This window comes from bacterium, assembly GCA_021372535.1.
GTDB lineage: Bacteria > Latescibacterota > Latescibacteria > Latescibacterales > Latescibacteraceae > JAFGMP01.
Map to the genome: position 1 here is coordinate 14,257 of JAJFUH010000201.1, position 18,162 is coordinate 32,418.

Below are 18,162 nucleotides of genomic sequence, written 5' to 3' on the forward strand. Positions count from 1 at the left end.
GTCAAGGGCATGTAAACATGTCCCCGAATCATTAATCGGGGATCGGCACTTCATGCCGACCCTTGACAGCTTATATCCACACATACAGACTTTATCATAAGACTTTTAAAGTATTATAGAAGGCAGAAAAATATCGATCATTTGATGAATAGCATTTTTCGTGAAGCGGTATCGATACCCGAATGAAGATGTGCAAAATATATCCCGGAGGAAACGACGTTCCCCATATCGTTCCTTCCATCCCAATGGATTGAATGAGTTCCAGGACCGATTTTTCCGGACAAGAGTGTTCGTACTTTCTGGCCGGTCATCGAGTATATGACAAGCTGTGCCCAATTATCATCAGCCAATGAGAATTCGATAACTGTCGAGGAATTGAATGGATTCGGATATATTCCGGAAAACAAACACGATACCGGCAAAACGTCTGGGTTCTTTACATGTGTAATGCTTGTCTCTTCATAAACCGAAACACCCCTCCATGTACCACAATAAATCTTATTATCCGGGCCGGAAACGATCACATAAACGTTATCACCGGCTAAACCATCAGCGGTCGTATACGTTTTCCATGTATCACCATTGAATCTTGAAATTCCACCGCCTCTGTCCCCGCATGTAGCAAACCAGATATCTCCATCGGGAGCAATCATTATAGAGCTTATCCAGTCAAGGGCAAGACCATTTTTATGTGTATACGTCGTCCATGTTCGACCGTCGAAACGTGATACGCCACCGGGGTACATGCCTCCGATTTTTTCCGAAAGAGCCTGATTGTTACCTGACGATGCTTCACCATCATCCGGGTAATCCATTGTTGCAAACCAGGCTACCCCGTTTCCCTCAATCGCTATTGCCACAACGGTATCGTAAAGAAGACCGTCAGCGTAAGTATAGGTTGTCCATGTCTGACCGTCAAACCTCGAAACACCCCCGTGAGTACCGAACCACAAACTGTTATCAGGGCCTAAAGCGACAGATTCAACCCGGTTATCGACTAATCCGTCTTCTATCGTATAATTCGTCCATGTTGTTCCATCAAATTTCGATACACCTCCGGAGGTTCCAAACCAGACATCGTTTCCGGGGCCAATAACAGCGCAATGTACTTCATTGTCAACCAAACCGTTTTCGGTCGAGTAGTTTTTCCATGTTTTACCATCAAAGCGTGAAACACCTCCATTCGTTCCGAACCATACAGACCCATCGGATTTCGTGATAATGGCATTGATGTAGTTACCGGCTAATCCATTTTCGATTGTGAATATTTTCCATGTCTCCCCATCGTACCGTGAAACGCCATTATAACATGTTCCAAACCATATGCAGCCATCACGACCTACGGCGATTGAACAAATTTGATTGTCCGGAAACATCTTATCAACGGGGCATGTTGTCCATGTCTTTCCGTCATACCGCGTTATGCCACGATCCCTCGTACCGAACCAAAGAACATTGTCAGAAGTCGAACAAATCGACCGTATATAATTGTCAGGCAGACCATCTTCAACCGTGTATTTTGTCCATCGTCCGTCAGTAAAATGTGACAGACCGGACACTGAACCGCACCAGACTCCATTATGGGCATCTATATAGACAGGATACACATAATTATCAGCCAAACCATCAGCGGTCGTATACGATGTCCATGTTGTGCCGTTGTACCGGAGGACACCATTTTCAGGTGTACCGCACCATATATCACCATCAAGACCAACTGCAACCGAATAAATATTGTCAACCGGCATGCCATCGGCTTTAGTAAAATGTTTCCATTCCACACCGTCAAACCGGTACACTCCATTCCCGGTGGCAAGCCATACATCACCGTCCGGTCCGAAGTCTATTCCATTGATACTATAACCGATGGAAACGGAATATGCCGTCCACGATTCACCATCAAATCTGGATACTCCTTTCCCGAAGCTCCCGAACCATAATGATTTGTCAGGAGCCAGTTTTATGGTGTAGATACTGTTACCGGCAAGTCCATCAGCGGAAGTATACGTTTTCCATGTTCGACCATCATATCTCAATACGCCATCATTGTTCACTCCGCACCATATATCACCATCGGGTCCCATCGCTATCGAAATCACACGGTTGTCACCAAGGCCATCGGCAGTCGTATATTGTATCAACGACCGGTCTTCATAATTTAAGCGTACAACGCCGCCTTTTTCGCTCGCGTACCAGATATAATCACCATGGACAAGCATATCGTTTAATACATTTGCATTTATATAATTCGTCCATCTTCCGTCCGCGAAAATATTTCTCAACGGAAATAACACAACCCAAACGAATAAGACAATTCTAACGAGTCTCATATGTATTCTCTTTTTTATATGGAGTTTATCTGAAAAACTTTTAATCCCTCGTTGTGACAATCAACGATCATCATGGCTATTTTTATTTTCCGGACAACGGTACAGTATTGTACATGATAATGCATAATGGAAGGGCATTAAACAAGTTAATATATGATAGTAATCCCTCTTTTTTCTCAAAACACTTTATTAATATGATACTTTCCTTTGCACGCCCAAAGGAAAGTATCCAAAGGAAAGGGCGCCCGTGAAAAACCTGTTTCCTCATATGCTTCGCGATTTTCGGGAAGCGCAAAACTCACACATCTTCGATGCGCTCGGACAGTTGCGCTTCTTTTCCCGAAAACCGTTCGCATATTCGGGGCTTTTCAACGGGTTTAATCCACAGGCCTTTCTGGTTCATATTCTATTCATAACCAATACTTTTGAAAACTTCATTATTTATTTCCATGACACTTGAAATAACCGTCCGACAGTGTTATACTTCTCTTTACAAAACAATACTGCTCCGAATCATTCGAAAAGGTGACCGCCATGGAAACGAGACGTTCATTCATGAAGAAAACCGCCCTGACCGGGATCGCAGGAATTCTCGCATCCGGGCATGCTCCCGTATTCGCCCGTGATATGGGTATGCTGAAGCTCAGCAGGCTCGGGCTCGGCTCTCATAATTTTCTCGGAAGGTTCAAAACTCCGCCGGAGAGTTTCAAAGGCCCGGTGAAATGTAAACCGTACGCCGTATGGGACGATATCCCCGAGGTTGCCGATGCGATGAAGGGCGATCTCTTCGAAAAGGTGATGCGCGACCCGGTCGAGGTAGTGAAGGAATCGGACGGTATTCTCGTGATGCACGCGGATTACCGTAAGGTGTTCGAGCTCGCTCAGCCCGCGCTCGAAATGGGAAAGCCCGTGTTCATCAACCGGCCGTTCACCGCAACAATCGCCGATGCCGAGGAAGCGGTACGGCTCGCGCGGGCATACAATACGCCGCTCATGAGCGCCTCGTCGCTCGAGTTCCAGCCGGAGATTATGGACATGCAGAAGTTTATCGTGGACAAAGGGCCGCTCCGCGCCTATGAGGCATACTGCTGCGAGCCGCATTTCACCTGGCACTTCCCCCATGTCATCAACTATGCCCATGCGGCTCTCGGCGGAGGATTCGAGTCTGCCTATTTCGCCGGTGACTATGTCATGGAGCTCCGGTCGTGGACACTCGACAAAAAACCGATCGGCTCGTCCCTCTGCGTTCTCACCTATAAACCGCGCGAGGGCCAGCCGCCGGTCATCGGGATGAACCACTGCGGCGCCCAGCCCGGGGGATACCACATCGATGTATACTGCATGCAGGAAAACAAGCTCTTTCAGGCGGATAACAAGACCCTGTTCGATCACATGTTCACCGCGCTCCACGAGTTCTTTGTCAGCCGCACTGTTCCTCGGCCGTACGAGGCAATTCTCGAACAGCACCGCGCCCTCGTGGCAGCGAATGTCTCACGGCTTACCGGGAAAGCGGTCAGTCTCGATTCGCTCGGCGGGGAAGACGCTCTTCCCTATTCGGAAGGCATCCGCCGTTACATTGTCAACCGGACATTGAACAAAAAACAGTGAAGTCGACGGAATTATTGCTTCGTGGATCAAATAAGGATACAAAGAGCAGGAACAGATGCCGAAACAAGTTCGGCATGACGTTATTAAATATCACAATCTATCCACCGGCGCAATAATTACTGTAAAACTATCGATAAACCATAAAACATGAATACATACGTTTCGACCGAAGAAAAGGAATACGGCATGAAAACGGAAAAAGGCTCCATCATAACGAAAACAGCCCTGGCGGGCATAGCCGGAATTGTCGCGGCGGGGAAAGCTCCGGCGTATGCAAAGGACGGGAAAATCCTCAAAATCGGGGTTCTGGGTCTCGGTTCACACAGCTTCGCCGCGCGATTCAAGAATCCGCCCGCTGACTACACGAAACCGATACTTGTCAGACCCTACGGCGTATGGGACGATGTACCCGGAGTCGCCGAATTCATGAAGGGCGATATCTACGAAAAGGTTTACAAAGACCCGGTCACCCTCGTCCGCGAGTGCGACTGCATCCATATCGAGCACGCCGATTACCGTAAGGTGTTCGAGCTCGCCCAGCCGGCGCTCGAAATGGGTAAGCCCGTATTCATCAACCGGCCGTTCACCGCGACAATCGCCGATGCCGAGGAAATCGTCCGGCTCGCCCGAAAATATGACGCCCCGCTCATGAGCGCGTCATCGCTCGAATTCGGAGGGGAAATCCCCGAAATGCAGAAGTTCGCCGTGGAAAAAGGCCCCATCCGCGCGTACGAAGCATACGGCCCCGAGGCGCATTTCACCTGGCATTTCCCCCATGTCATCAATTACGCTCATGCGGCGCTCGGCGGCGGCATCGATTCGGTCTATTTCACCGGGCATTTCGGGATCGATATGCGGACATGGCGCATCGAAAAGGAACAGATCGGGGCATCTCTGTGCGTTCTCACCTACAAACCCCGTGAGGGTCAGCCCCCCATGATCGGCATGTGCCATATCGGGAACTACAAGGGGCAGTTCCATATCGATGTGTATGGAGCGCAGGAAAACAGGGACTTCACCCTCCAGGGCAAATGGGACATGAATATGTTCGACAAGCTCAACGACCTCTATTCGTTCAGAAAGGTGCCGCGCCCGTACGAGGCGATCCTCGAACAGCACCGCACTCTTGTCGCCGCCAATGTATCGAGGCTCAGAGGGTGCGCGGTGACGCTCGATTCGCTCGGCGGCGAGGATGCGCTTCCCTATTCGGAGGGGATACGGCTCTATGTTTTGAGAAATTTCTATGAAAGCCAGAAGAAATGAGTGTCATGCGGAAATGCTCATGAATCACATATCTAAAATTTAAGAATGAATCCAAGGGAAGAAATGGAACGCGAATTTTCGCGGATTAGTTTTTTATATAAGAATCCGGGTCAGTACTTTTCCCATTCTTCTATTGATATTCCAGCCTGTCGCAGAATTCTTGCCAGAAACTCTTTACCGATGTCTTTCTTGTGAGGATTCGGAATTGTGAGGGTCAAATCCCCTCTGAGCATAAAGGAATGCTTTCCGCCGGAATATGGGCCATCAAAGCCGCACTTCCTGAGGCACCTGACAAGGACGTCTCTTTTAACTGGGCCTAAAGGCGGCATCAGACAACTACCTGTTTCTTAATCCTGATTTCGTTTGCATCGATTTTAGGAATCGGGAGATTCTTATAAACACGAAACAGAATCCATTCCTCCAAAACCTCCTCCAACTCATTTCTGCACTGCTCCAGGGTCGAAGCATTTGAATAAACACCGGGACACTCCAGAATCTCGCCGTAATATGTCTTGTCATCCTGGAGGATTTCATATCTCGCACGCTTCATGGCAGATTGTATATACTGTCTGATCATATTTCTCCTCTTTTTTCTTCGTAAACCATACTATCAGTATCGCCACTCGCATTTTCTTGCGTTCAGACTTTTTGCATAATAAAAAATTTTCCGAACTGATAACAAGAGGTCAACTCTGTTCGGCGGTTTAGTAACGCAGACACAATGCCTCGAACACTCAGTTCAGTAAAATAAAGAAATTCCTGGAAATTGACTATCCTCGCAGCAGAACTACGTGGTATTACGCCAATTTTCTGGTACTTCGTGCCAACGGAATTTCTGAAAAAACCAAAGCATGATAACCCAAGAGTAGAACTCCGAGGAATTCTTTTGATTAAACTTTCTATAAAAATCCCTCTTTGAGAAGAACACGCCCACCCGCCATACGCAACGGCGTCTTGTGCACTTTAAGCGAGGCACGACCAATCTGAACAACTCCTCAACTCTGTCGGTACCACGCGCTTGTTAGGCGGCCCTCTTACTCGGCCTTTACAAGCAGAACTTGCTTAATATCACCTGTGTTCAACTCTCGACGCCACTTACGGCGGTCCGTTTCGTAGAGCTGAAGGCAACCTTGGGCCAGATGATGATACAATCGATCACGCATACAAAAGCTTGGAACCATACCAGCCGCGCGAATTGCATCCGGCAGGCCAGAAGGGGTTGGCACAGGTGGCCAGTCCTCGAGCGCGTGTAATCCTGGACCGGACCAGGCAAAATACCGTTCTTGGAGCTCAACTCCTTGCCAAGGCTCTCGCGAATGCGGTTCTTGTCCAGAGATGATCTCGACCACGCGCACAACTGACTCGACTGCTGCGGCAGCCAGCTCGCCATCAGCTCTTACGGCTGTCCGGCGATGCTGAAGCGCGTCGGCCAGGGCAACAGCGTCACGCGCGAACTTCCGTGCCTCTTCATTCCCCGAACCAGGCAAGACGGCGGCGATGTAGGCGTCGAACATCCGCTTCGCATCCGTTGCACTTGGCGTCACGCTGTCAGTTTGAGGATGAGTATCCGCGTCATAGACAGCCTGTGCCAGGGAGATGAGAGCCTCGCGACAGCATAGTCCGACGGCCTGCAGGTCTTCCTCGGTGTCGGCCGTAAGAAGTCGGTCATTTATCGCATCAACGGCGCGATGAATATAGTCCCAATCTTTCATGTACCTTGGCTCAGGTTACGATCTTTTGAGTGGATATTGCTGGCCTCTCTAACAATGATAATACAGTCTGTTAAAACAGGTAAACTAGGCTCTTGTTTTCTGTATAAAAAAATTCCCGTCTCTTCTATTTATTTCTCATAATAACATTCAAATCAACCATTTATCTGTGTTGGTAGTCATTTGTCTTTTGCATCGATTCATTCAAAACCGGCTTCCCGTTTGTCCATAATTCATATTCGCTCAGATCAATGTCATCGTTCCACGAAATTCCATACCCTCATGTATCAACCCTGAAAGCCTTGAAAAACACCGGATTCCTCAAAGGATAAAACCGGGGGCGTGAAAGAAGCGGTTTACAGTCGTAAACCTTCTGTTCGCCGTTATCAAAGCATATAAGGAACTGCATTGCTCCAATCACAGTTGCCGATTTGATTTTGGATACTTGCTCCATGGCAGATTTACTCCAAACCCGGCATCATATCTTTACCATTCATATATGTATATCAAAATACCACAAATCCACACCCTGTCAAGCATTTTCCGCCTTCCTTTCCCCTTTACATTCCCTTCTTCTGTCCTTAAATTATTCTCATAAAAAAAGAAAAAAATCCTCTTTTCCGGAGTGTTTTCATGTCTACCCGACGTTCGTTTATCCGCACATCCGCTCTTACCGGAATCGGCGGCATCATTGCCGCAGGTCAGGCGCCCGCATTCGCCCAGGACATGAAGATGGTGAAGATCGGGCAGCTCGGTCTCGGCTCGCATGGTTTCGTGGGCCGGTTCAAAAATCCGGCGCCGAAATACAAGGACATCATTCGGTGCAAACCGTACGCGGTATGGGACGATGTCCCCGGCGTCGCGGAAAAAATGCTCCCGATGGGCTTCGAGAAAGCCATCGGCGACCCGGTCGAGCTTGTCAAAGAATCCGATGTCGTCCATGTCGAACACGCCGACTACCGCCGTGTGCTCGAACTCGCCCGTCCCGCGCTCGAAATGGGCAAGCCGGTGTTCATCAACCGTCCCTTCGCCGCCAGTATCGCCGATGCCGAGGAAATCGTCCGCCTCGCCCGCGCGCACAACGCCCCCCTCATGTGCGCATCCTCGCTCGAATTCCAGCCGGAAATCCCCCTCATCGGAAAATTCGCCGAGGAAAAGGGCCCGGTGCGCAGCTACATGGCGTACTGCCCGGAGCCGTATTTCACATGGATGTTCCCCCATGTCATCAATTTCGCTAACGCCGCGCTCGGCGGGGGAATCGACTCCGCCTATTTCAGCGGGGATTACATCATCGAGATGGGGGATATCAGGATCGAGGACGGGAAATTCGTCGACCCCAAACGGCCATACGGTTCCGCGGTCAGCCTCCTGACCTATAAACCACGTGACGGGCAGCCGCCGATTATCGGCATGTGCCAGATCGGACAGAGCCCGGGAACCTACAACATCTATGTCTATGCGTACAAGGAGAGCAGGAATTTCGTGGCGGGCGGAGAGCTCAATGCGGCAAACATTTTCGAGTGCATGTTCCTGACCCTCAACGACTTTTATGTGAACCGCAGACCGCCGCGGCCGTACGAGGCGATTCTCGAACAGCACCGTGCCCTCGTTGCCACGAATGCTTCACGGCTGTCCGGGAAGGCGGTGAAACTCGATTCCCTCAAAGGCAGCGATGCGCTCCCCTACGACGAATCGATCCGTAACTATCTTTTGAAACGATACAGGAACTGAGAGGGTGGTGAAGGTTGAATTATACATTGCGACATAAATAATTGCGCATGTTATTAGCGATCAGATCCTGAAACGAGTTCAGGATGACGGTCACGCCGAATTCGTTTCGGCTTCTATTTTATAAATAAACGCAGTGAAATATTTCATCATGAATAAATCATTACCATTGTCGGAGATACAAACATGAAAACGAGGAGAACCTTTTTAAAAACGGCCGCCGCGGGTGGGCTTGCCGGAATTATCTCAGCCGGGAAACCACCCGCTTTTGCCCAGGACAGCACCAAAATCAAGGTCGGTCAGCTCGGTCTCGGCTCCCATGGTTTCGTCGAGTCGTTTGTCAAGCCGCCGGAGAAATACCGCAGTATCGTGCGCTGCAGGCCCTATGCGGTCTGGGACGATGTCCCCGAAGCGGCGGAAGCGCTCAAAAGAACCTACGGCTTCGAGAAAATCATCGCCGATCCGGTGCAGCTCGTAAAGGAATCGGATGTCGTCCATGTGGAGCACGCCGATTACCGTAAGGTGTTCGAGCTCGCCCAGCCTGCACTCGAAGCGGGGAAACCGGTGTTCATCAACAGGCCGTTTACCGCGACCATCGCCGATGCCGAGGAAGTAATCCGTCTCGCCCGGGCGTACGATGCGCCGGTCATGAGCGCATCATCGCTCGAATTCCAGCCCGTTGTGGCGGAAATGCAAAAATTCGCCGGAGAAAAAGGGCCGGTCCGGGCATACGAAGCGTACTGTCCCGAGCCTCATTTCACATGGATGTTCCCCCATGTCATCAACTATGCGCACGCGGCGCTCGGCGGGGGAATCGAGTCGGCGTACTTCACCGGGGAATACCTCATGGACATGACACGCTGGATCGATGAAAAACGCCCTCCGCTCGATCTTGGCAAGTGGATAGGCGAGACCAAGCCCATCGGGTCGTCACTCTGCGTCCTCACTTACAAACCCCGCGAGGGACAGCCGCCGATGATCGGCATGTGCCATATCGGGGCACACCCGGGAAGCTATCACATCGATGTGTATGCGGCGCAGGAAAACAGGCTGTTCGAGGCCGACACCGCGACCATTTTCGACCACATGTTTCTCACTCTCCACGATTTCTACGTCAACCGCACGGTTCCCCGGCCGTACGAGGCGATTCTCGAACAGCACCGGGCGCTCGTGGCGGCGAATGTCTCACGGCTTACCGGGCGCGCGGTCAGGCTCGACTCACTCGGAGGAGGCGATTCGCTCCCCTATTCGGAAGCTATACGCCGGTGGCTGCTCCGTAATTTCATGGGGATGAAATGAAACCGGAAAGTGATTTATGAAGTATAAAGTACGATTTTAGATTTACGATTTTAGATTTATGAATTACGATTTTATACATGGCGACAGAAATAAATGCGCATGTTATAAGCGATCAGATCCTGAAACGAGTCCAGGATGACGGTCTCGCCGAACCTGTTTCGGCACCTGTTTCCGGAAAAACGCAAGAACATAACCGGACATGTACAGATTTACGATATTTACGATTTTTGATTTACGATTTTAGATTTAAAAACATTTAAGATACGAGGCGCACAATGAAACGACGTGACATGATCAGGAAATCCGCGCTGGGAGTTGCAACCATCGGTATCGGGGCAGTCCCGGCATACGGCAAAGATACGGTCCAGATACCCAGTCTCCCCACTCCCCTGAACCATGAGATGGTATACCGCCCGCTCGGGAAAACCGGGATTCAGGTCAGCCTTCTCGGTTTCGGATCACACCTCAGCGAGGAAAACCTCAAGGACGAAAAGGGCCGCGACCGTCAGATACAGGAAGCCATCGAGAACGGGATTACGCTTTTCGATGTGTACGACCACGGCAATTTCCACCAGTTCAAGCCCATGTCAGTATCGCTCGCGGGAAAACGTCAGAAGGTGGTTATCTCGCTCGTTGCAGTGCAGGACGATGTACGCACCGAGATCGAGGGGGCGCTCCGGACATTCAACACTGATTTTATCGACCTCTACCGCATCGTCTACCATGACGGCGACAGCCACACCAAGGGCGACGACGAACTCAATATCCTCTTCAAGATGCGTGACGAGGGAAAAATCCGCGCTGTCGGCGTGGTGGCCCACGAAGAAGCGGGAGTCCTCTATGCGGTGGAGCACACGCCGGTCGATTATATCATGATGCCGCTCAATTTCCACCACAACAAGGCATGGGGCGCCGATGCGCAGGACACGTACAGCAAGGTCATCCCCCTCTGCCGTGAAAAGCAGGTCGGGATACTAGGTATCAAGCCCTTCGGAGGCGACCCCATGGTCGCATACGCTCAGTATCTCGGCCTGCTTTCGCCCGAATACAGGGGCCCGAGCTACCCGAAGGCCGCGTTCCGCTACCTCTGGCAGAACAAGGATATCTCTTCGAGCCTTCCATCCATCAATACGGTCGGTGAATTGTATGATGCCCTCGATTCCCTCTGGCGTCCCGAATTCACGAAAGAAGACCGTGAAGTGCTCAAAAATCTCTCGCGGAAAGCCGATAAGACGCTCGGAGAATACCTGCCGCCGAAGTACAAGTGGATGGAGAACTGGCGTATACGGAACGCATGAGCGGTTTGAAGAAATAATACGTGCAGTGAACACGGATTTTTAAAATAAATTCATAGAACGCGGATTTACGCGGATCAAGCGGATTTACGCGGATTCTATTGTTAAATATCTTCTTTATGGTCACTATAAAGTCCCAGTGGGACTCCTTTGTCCCTTTGTTCCTCTGTCCTTCTGTCCCTTAGTCCTTCTTTTCTCATTACCTGAAAATCCCAAAAAATCCATCGTTGACTGATATGTAACACTATAAATAATAACCAGATAAAGAATTTAGCCATAGGATTCATCCCCGGGTGGTTCTATCAAAAAAATGTGGGAGCGCCAGTGAACATATTTCTCTTGACAGGGGGATAATTTTTACTATTTTGATATAGGTATATTATGGGCATGGATGACTGCGGAGGGAGCAGCCCATGCACAAAACTATGATATATCAAGAGTTATTGACAAAATGAGATTCGATTAGAGGGTGCCTCATACAGAAATTATAGCTGCATTGGGTTGAATGTAAGTTGTGCATAAATGAAAGAAAATTATCATGAATAGATACATATATATTGGAACCTTTGTGATTGCACTTGGAACATTATTGATGGCTCAAATATTTGAAAATGAAAAGTTGATTGTGATTGGCGGAATTATTAATGCTGTGGGGCTATTTTTGATGACGAAGGGCTCACTAATCAGCAGCAAAAAGGATAAATCCGAAATTGTAGAAAAAATTAAGGGGTTTAGAGAAGAAATGACAGAAATGAAGGGCACGATAACGAATAAAGAGTCATTGAATAAAATTGATAAAATTGAACATGAATTTAATGAATGGGCTGAAGCTTTTATCGGTAATATTGAAAGCAAGAAAGTTGAACATGAAAAAAGCGAAATCATTTTAAAAGAGAAAGAAATTAATCTCAGTAAAAAATGGATGCATATTTATCAATACACTTTTGAATTAATTCCACAGATGTTAAAAGCTTATAACCAAAAGGCAAAGAATAAAATTGAATTTATAATACCTGAATTGCCCAAAAACCTTTTTGACAAAGAGGTAGAATCATTTAAAAGCTCAATTATTTTTAGTGAAAGTACTGCTTGGACAATTACCTTAAAAATTAAAAAACCATACAAAGAAGATAAGATTCCTTCTATTATGATAAACTTTCACTTTGTGAATTCTCCGGGTGAAAATGTCAGAATAGTTGCGGAGAGAGACTTTCCCAAAGAATTTCTTTTTTTGTCTTTTGACCTTAAGAATAAATACTTTGATATTTATGAAAATGATAGTAATATCAATTTCGGAGATATTAAAAGCAGATACTCAATTAGTAATGATAATTATAAAAATTCAATTAAGGATTTATTTACTGCCTTAATTGAATTTCAAATAGTAAATTTAAAGAGCTGACAGCACAGAAAACATTGTATAACAAGAACATCCAGCGGACGTTGAGATAACGTGTAAATATTTATACTACTGTTATGCTACGCATAGCTGATTTTATTTGTAAGCTCCCATTTAATATCGATCCTATCATAATAATTATCCAACCAGCACCCTACTATTCTCTTTTTCCTCCCGCATCTCAAATCCTCTTACCCCCCCTTCATCAAACTAACTATCGCTTCCTTTGATTTATTAATATAATAACCATCGTTATTTTTCTCTTGACTTATCCAGTGAAATTGTTTATATTACCTCTCGGTAATAAGTGAGCGACTACGCTCTTTTTTTTGCGCTGATTAATAACGTCTGTTAGTTATATGAATGTTTAATACAAACACCTGTTGCAGGCAGAAGGCTTTAAAGGCAGGCATAAGGCTTTAAAGGCAGGCATAAGGCAAAAGGCATAAGGCATAAGGGGGAAAGAATAAAGACAGGTAATAAGGTATAGGGGGAAAAAGAGACAAATAGAGGCTTCGGCTCTCTTCCTGAAGGTTTGAGATGGGTCCCCGATTAATGATTCGGGGACGACGGGTGGTGCTGTGCGGATTATTTTCACTCAGTGCCTTTTTTCAATTCACTCAGTGCCTTTGTCACCGTTTTCTCATACACTCAGTGCCTCAGTGCCTTTGCCCCTTAATCACTGTTTTTTCATTCACTTGTGCCTTATGCCTTTTGCCTTATGCCTGTTTTTTATACCTTGTGCCTTCTGCCTTTTTTCCCGATATTACCGGATATTTCCTGCGCCTGAACTTACATACATATCATCCCGTGAGGTCATCAATGAAAATCCGCTCCGCAGTTCCCCCGATCGTTATTGTGCTCTGCCTGTTGTCCTGCGGCAGGCAGGCAACGCGCCGTGACAGCATCGCCATCCCGACCGGCCCGGATACCGCAATCAAACGTGACGGCAACATCGAAAAAATCGCGTGGGACAAGGATGGCAGCGTTGTCTGGGATGCTCCGGTGGGAGACCGCGTCCTCTGCGCATTTCCCCTGCCCGAAGGGGTGCGGCTCGACAACTACGGGCTCTGCAAGTTCGACATACGGATTACCGGAGGGCCGGTCGATGTCATGATCTTTATCGAACGCCCCGGGGAAAAACACATGGTCTACCGTCCCATCGACGTCAACATGCCGCGCCCCGGATGGCAGACCATTCACCTCGACCTGAATCAGCCGGAGATCATCCGTCAGAGCCATTTCACCTACGACCGTCCGGGCATAGCGTTCAACCTCTGGGCGATGAATACGGGGTATCCCGAACAGGAAGCCTCGCGTAAAATCGAGATCAGAAACGTGCGGCTTACCAGACGATTCCTCGATGTCAGGTGGAACGAGGTCGATTATAGCACCATTCCCGACCGGTCGGGCGATCTCATATATGAATATCCCGTCACGGTCTATAACAAGGATACGAAATCCCGCACAGTGCATGCACGGCTCGATTGTCCGGACAGCGGTTATGGAACGGGCATCATTACACCGGGGAAAGCGGTTCTCGCCCCCGGCGATTCGATGGTCTGCATGGCAGTTCTTCGTCTTCCCGCAGAGCGCCTGAAACAGCTGCCGGTGCTGTACTGCGAATGGTTCATGCCGGTGTTTTCGCTGGAAGGTATCTCCGACTCCGACGAGAGCATTCTCCGTTCGAGCGACAGAATCAGCCTGCCCCTCATTATCATGCCGCGCGCGGAAATCCCGTTCGCACTCTTCGACAGCGATGGTCTCCGTCAGATGCGCGAGCGGTATAAATCCACGGACTGGGGACGGAAGGAAGGCGATGCCGTCATCGCAGCCGCCGAGAAGATACTCGCGAGCGACCTCACGATCCCCGATGGTCCCGGATGGGCGCGCGCCTACTATTACTGCGAGGAACACCGCTGCGTCCTCCAGTACCAGGGGCCGGGCAAGCATTACTGCCCGGTTGGCGGCGAATACCGTACGGTGGATTTCGAGGGAGTCGACCTCGACCGTGACTACCGCGCCGGGGAGCATGACCGGTGCAGGGCATGGACGCGGACGCTCGCGCTCGCATATGCGCTGACCGGGGATGCGCGGTTCAGCACAGGGGCGCTCACCATCATCAACCAGTACCGGAAGAACTACTTCACGTACGACTGGCTCGATCTCGATGTCTCGAACAAAACGATCGACAAGGGAAGGCTCCATTTCGCCAAGTACATGGAGACATACGGGTTCAGGGCCATGATCGAGGCGCTCGATCTCCTCCGGGCGACCGGCGGGGTTCCCGATGACGAAGCGCAGGGGATAATCCGCGAGCTCTTCCTGCCCGCTCTAACGGAGATAGCCGACTACCGCATGGACATGCTCTGCCGTCAGACGACCATTACGGCAACGGCGCTCATCGGCGGTCTCACTTTCAACCATGCGCCGCTTGTGGCCTTTGCGGCACGGAGCCCGTACGGGTATTTCGGGCTGCGCCGGTGGGGAGCCACCGCGGACGGCATCGGGCACGGTCACGGGTATGCACAGAACGGATACACGACCCACTGTGTCGAGATGGCCGAATTCCTGTACCGCATCGGCCTCGATACGTTCGATGAAGAACTGAAGCGTCTCATTGACGGATCGTTCTGGTGGAGCGAACCGATGAATCCATCGGCCATGGCGCAGGCATTCTCGATCGCCGCCCGTCACTATCCCGATCCCGTGTACCGTAAATACGCCAGCCGCTCACTCATCGGTGGCGAGCCGCCCGCATACAGAGGCGGTGACATCGACCTGACTGTCCCGCCCACGGTGAATTTTCCCAATTCCGGGCTTACCATACTCCGAAGGCCGCTCGACAGCGGTACGCTCGACGCCGAATTCAAGTGGAGCATGCCGGACAACCGGGGCTCGTTCTCGGTGATGTCGCTGGGGCTGAACTTCTACGGATACCGGTGCCAGAGCTACCCGGGGCATTTCAACTGGGGATCGACCGACCTCCATCACAAGTGGCAGATACAGTCGGCCTCTCATACGACAATCGTCGTCGACCGTCACAACCAGTCGGGTATGAAAGACTACTTCAAGGGGCACTACATGCCCCATCCCTCGCGCCAGATATTCTTCGAGGACGGCCCCGACGCGGCGGTGACCATGGCATACAACGACCGTATCTATCCCGGAGTCCGTATCTGGCGGACGGTATGCGTCATGGACGGCGCCTGTCTCATCATCGACTCGCTCCGTTCGGAGGCCGAGCACACGTATGACTGGTGGTTCCACGGCGTTCCCGATCATTCCAACGGCCGCGAGGGATTATCGCTCGTCCTGAATCCACGTCCGGAACCGCTCGGAAATGAGGACGGGTACGAGATGGTACAGAATCTTTCATCGGCATCGACCGACAGCGATTTCGGGAGCGACTGGATCATACCGGCAGAGGGCAGCCGGGGACGGCTCACCCTGTCGATGCGCGCGCTCAACACCGCGCCGGTCGAGGTTGTTCATGGATTCGAGTGGTCGTACCAGTACCGGACGCCGGAAAAGGAATTCGTGGTTCTCCGGCGCGACAAGGCGCGGAACGCCGATTTCTGCGTCCTGCTCGAACCGCACAAGGGCGCGGCGAAGCTGACGAAATACGAGCGGTTCATTCCCGCGGATGAAAAGGGGAACCCGGTTGACAGCGCCATAGGATTGAACATCACGCTCAGCGGGAAATCTTTCGAAATCGTGTCAAACCCGGAAGGACATACGGTGAAAACGGTCAGGGGAACGACTGACAAGGTGTTCTCGGTGGGGCGGAGATAACCGAAACGGTATCGCAATTACTATGAACTATCCCGCAGTAAATTGCGAGGAATTCTTTCGATTAAAAACAATCCGAATACAAATACATGGCATCTTGACAAGCAGGGACAGGTCGCAACCTGTCCCTGCCTTTTTTCAATCATAACCGGACATTATTGTTAACATACTTCTGTTCATGAAAAATCCGGTGGAATTCGGTTTTTCCCTTTCCTTGGTAAAAGCACCGCTATGCCTCCTCGACGACCTCGAAACCGAGCAGGGCGGCAATGTTGTATACCGGCCGCTTCAGATCGCCGAAAAACGTGACGCGGTGCCAGCCCCATTCGTCCCAGTAGTTCAGAAGCTTGTAAACATCGCCTTTCACCTCGACCGCAAGCTTGGTGCGGCAGGCCTTGTCATCATCGACATTTTCTCTGGTAATACCCTGGTGGAAAATCACCTGTTTCCTGTTGTGATCGAACTCTATGGTCGTCGTCATCTCACCGAGCGGAAAGAGTGATCGGTCGCATGCTCCCTTTCGGTCTTCCGAGTGATCGCGGATATGATAGGGATTGGACGGTCCCTTTGGGCCGAACACCTTTGTGGTTGCCATACAGTGGGAATAAATAATCTGGTTTTTCGAAGTGTCGATCACGGGATCGGAGATGAATCCGGGACGGCCCACCAGATAGGTCATGAGCAGCTTGGTTATCGCGGAGCGCTGATCGGCTTCGCACCCGCCCACCAATCCGCTGTTATCGAGCTCCATGAATCCGAGGCACGGATATGCCTCCACCATATTCCCGCTGTAAATCCCGCCGAGACAGTTCACCGTTATGCCCTGGGCGTGGTTCTGCAGCAACAAAGTATACATCGCCAGATACATGGCCGCGGCTTTCTCTATCTCCGCACGGGAAGGCTCCACAACCTTTTCGGCATTGTCAATCCAGAGATCGGCAATTTTTTTCGCTTCCGACGGTTTGATTTGTTTGTAGGCATCGTTTATTTCGCTGAATTCCGTCTTACGCATCGTCGTCCCGTACACTTCGCCAATCCGTTTATCGGTATCGGCGCCGACAACGAGTATGGTCGAGGTTTTGAGCTTCTTCAGGCATTCGAAGCACCGGACAGCGTCGACGACATCCTCGAAATTCGATGAGGAAACGGCGACAATCCTGCGGTGCTCTCTCCGTGCACGGGCTTAGGTGGTACGGTAGTCTCCGGTTCCGGCGAAAAGATCATCGACGAATATCGTCGGTTTCCCTGAAGCGGCAATCGTTTCCGACATATCGCCCCAGAGACATCCGACAAGGTATACGATGTACCCGTCCACCTCGCTGTCGCCGGCCAGGATTTTATTCGCTGTCTCGACAGTGCCGGTATCGACGCTCACCGGTAGAAACTCGACAGCCGGACACTGTTCCTGCAGCATTTGTGTGACTTTCTGAATCCGCCCCTTGAAATCATACCCGATGTTCGGCCAGTTCGGCTTTGTCGGGTCGGGATAAGCGAAAATGAGCCGAATCCTCGCTTTTTCAGTGCTCTGAGCAGAAAATTCGGTAGGAAAAGCCAGCAATGGGACACCCAGTGAAGACAGGGCTGAAATACCGGCGGCGCAGGACAGACAACCGCCCAAAAAGGTACGCCTCGACAGTCCGCAGGCACAACTCCCGTGATCATGTGCTTTAACCGATTCCATGTACACCTCCCCAACTCATTACATGAATGACATTATGCTGTTGTTATGTCTCATTTCA

13 protein-coding genes and 1 pseudogene are annotated in these 18,162 nt (G+C 50.2%); 7 read left to right on the plus strand and 7 right to left on the minus strand.

Annotated features, from left to right (window positions below; all coding sequences use genetic code 11):
* Window positions 1-137: 137 nt before the first annotated feature.
* A complete protein-coding gene (locus tag LLG96_17370; GenBank protein ID MCE5251977.1) occupies window positions 138-2,219 on the minus strand; it encodes a T9SS type A sorting domain-containing protein in 2,082 nt (693 codons plus the stop codon).
* 645 nt (window positions 2,220-2,864) lie between these two features.
* Between LLG96_17370 and LLG96_17375 the strand changes: the two genes are divergently transcribed.
* Together LLG96_17375 and LLG96_17380 are read left to right on the plus strand one after the other, a co-directional pair.
* On the plus strand, window positions 2,865-3,938 hold the full coding sequence (locus LLG96_17375) for a twin-arginine translocation signal domain-containing protein (protein MCE5251978.1): 1,074 nt from the start codon (window positions 2,865-2,867) through the stop codon (window positions 3,936-3,938).
* A gap of 186 nt (window positions 3,939-4,124) precedes the next feature.
* Entirely contained in the window at window positions 4,125-5,201 is a 1,077-nt protein-coding gene (locus tag LLG96_17380; protein ID MCE5251979.1) for a Gfo/Idh/MocA family oxidoreductase, read from the plus strand.
* A 110-nt stretch (window positions 5,202-5,311) separates the two neighbouring features.
* Here the strand turns inward: LLG96_17380 and LLG96_17385 are convergent, their stop codons facing one another.
* The 4 genes and pseudogenes from LLG96_17385 to LLG96_17400 all read right to left on the minus strand — a co-directional run bounded on the left by LLG96_17385 (window position 5,312) and on the right by LLG96_17400 (window position 7,364).
* On the minus strand, window positions 5,312-5,530 hold the full coding sequence (locus tag LLG96_17385) for a type II toxin-antitoxin system HicA family toxin (protein MCE5251980.1): 219 nt from the start codon (window positions 5,528-5,530) through the stop codon (window positions 5,312-5,314).
* Window positions 5,530-5,778 carry a type II toxin-antitoxin system HicB family antitoxin gene (locus LLG96_17390; protein MCE5251981.1) on the minus strand — a complete coding sequence of 83 codons (249 nt, stop codon included), beginning with the start codon at window positions 5,776-5,778 and terminating at the stop codon, window positions 5,530-5,532. The genes LLG96_17385 and LLG96_17390 overlap by 1 nt, the downstream gene beginning before the upstream one ends.
* Before the next feature lie 457 nt (window positions 5,779-6,235).
* Complete coding sequence (locus LLG96_17395; GenBank protein ID MCE5251982.1) at window positions 6,236-6,913, minus strand: hypothetical protein; 678 nt, start codon at window positions 6,911-6,913, stop codon at window positions 6,236-6,238.
* Window positions 6,914-7,073: 160 nt separating this feature from the next.
* A pseudogene (locus tag LLG96_17400) lies at window positions 7,074-7,364 on the minus strand (DUF2442 domain-containing protein).
* A gap of 179 nt (window positions 7,365-7,543) precedes the next feature.
* Here LLG96_17400 and LLG96_17405 point away from each other — a divergent pair.
* The 5 genes from LLG96_17405 (at window position 7,544) to LLG96_17425 (ending at window position 16,426) form a co-directional block, all read left to right on the plus strand.
* Window positions 7,544-8,641: a hypothetical protein gene (locus LLG96_17405; GenBank protein MCE5251983.1), complete on the plus strand. Its 1,098-nt coding sequence runs from the start codon at window positions 7,544-7,546 to the stop codon at window positions 8,639-8,641.
* A gap of 183 nt (window positions 8,642-8,824) precedes the next feature.
* Entirely contained in the window at window positions 8,825-9,937 is a 1,113-nt protein-coding gene (locus tag LLG96_17410) for a Gfo/Idh/MocA family oxidoreductase (GenBank protein MCE5251984.1), read from the plus strand.
* 275 nt (window positions 9,938-10,212) lie between these two features.
* Entirely contained in the window at window positions 10,213-11,235 is a 1,023-nt protein-coding gene (locus tag LLG96_17415; protein ID MCE5251985.1) for an aldo/keto reductase, read from the plus strand.
* Between the two features lie 535 nt (window positions 11,236-11,770).
* Window positions 11,771-12,634, plus strand: coding sequence for a hypothetical protein (locus tag LLG96_17420; GenBank protein ID MCE5251986.1), 864 nt, complete (start codon window positions 11,771-11,773; stop codon window positions 12,632-12,634).
* An 819-nt stretch (window positions 12,635-13,453) separates the two neighbouring features.
* Window positions 13,454-16,426, plus strand: a complete 2,973-nt coding sequence (locus LLG96_17425) for a heparinase II/III-family protein (protein MCE5251987.1) — start codon at window positions 13,454-13,456, stop codon at window positions 16,424-16,426.
* Between the two features lie 226 nt (window positions 16,427-16,652).
* Here LLG96_17425 and LLG96_17430 read toward each other — a convergent pair whose 3' ends face one another.
* Both LLG96_17430 and LLG96_17435 read right to left on the minus strand, forming a co-directional pair.
* Window positions 16,653-17,435 carry a hypothetical protein gene (locus tag LLG96_17430; protein ID MCE5251988.1) on the minus strand — a complete coding sequence of 261 codons (783 nt, stop codon included), beginning with the start codon at window positions 17,433-17,435 and terminating at the stop codon, window positions 16,653-16,655.
* Between the two features lie 171 nt (window positions 17,436-17,606).
* Window positions 17,607-18,104, minus strand: a complete 498-nt coding sequence (locus tag LLG96_17435) for a hypothetical protein (protein MCE5251989.1) — start codon at window positions 18,102-18,104, stop codon at window positions 17,607-17,609.
* Window positions 18,105-18,162 lie beyond the last annotated feature (58 nt).

What these genes read in the sequence shown, in the direction of transcription:
- LLG96_17370 (MCE5251977.1), bottom strand. Translation starts at nt 2,219, where the DNA reads ATGCTTGTCCATGGTGATTATATCTGGTACGCGAGCGAAAAAGGCGGC.
- LLG96_17375 (MCE5251978.1), top strand. Translation starts at nt 2,865, where the DNA reads ATGGAAACGAGACGTTCATTCATGAAGAAAACCGCCCTGACCGGGATC.
- LLG96_17380 (MCE5251979.1), top strand. Translation starts at nt 4,125, where the DNA reads ATGAAAACGGAAAAAGGCTCCATCATAACGAAAACAGCCCTGGCGGGC.
- LLG96_17385 (MCE5251980.1), bottom strand. Translation starts at nt 5,530, where the DNA reads ATGCCGCCTTTAGGCCCAGTTAAAAGAGACGTCCTTGTCAGGTGCCTC.
- LLG96_17390 (MCE5251981.1), bottom strand. Translation starts at nt 5,778, where the DNA reads ATGATCAGACAGTATATACAATCTGCCATGAAGCGTGCGAGATATGAA.
- LLG96_17395 (MCE5251982.1), bottom strand. Translation starts at nt 6,913, where the DNA reads ATGAAAGATTGGGACTATATTCATCGCGCCGTTGATGCGATAAATGAC.
- LLG96_17405 (MCE5251983.1), top strand. Translation starts at nt 7,544, where the DNA reads ATGTCTACCCGACGTTCGTTTATCCGCACATCCGCTCTTACCGGAATC.
- LLG96_17410 (MCE5251984.1), top strand. Translation starts at nt 8,825, where the DNA reads ATGAAAACGAGGAGAACCTTTTTAAAAACGGCCGCCGCGGGTGGGCTT.
- LLG96_17415 (MCE5251985.1), top strand. Translation starts at nt 10,213, where the DNA reads ATGAAACGACGTGACATGATCAGGAAATCCGCGCTGGGAGTTGCAACC.
- LLG96_17420 (MCE5251986.1), top strand. Translation starts at nt 11,771, where the DNA reads ATGAATAGATACATATATATTGGAACCTTTGTGATTGCACTTGGAACA.
- LLG96_17425 (MCE5251987.1), top strand. Translation starts at nt 13,454, where the DNA reads ATGAAAATCCGCTCCGCAGTTCCCCCGATCGTTATTGTGCTCTGCCTG.
- LLG96_17430 (MCE5251988.1), bottom strand. Translation starts at nt 17,435, where the DNA reads ATGCGTAAGACGGAATTCAGCGAAATAAACGATGCCTACAAACAAATC.
- LLG96_17435 (MCE5251989.1), bottom strand. Translation starts at nt 18,104, where the DNA reads ATGGAATCGGTTAAAGCACATGATCACGGGAGTTGTGCCTGCGGACTG.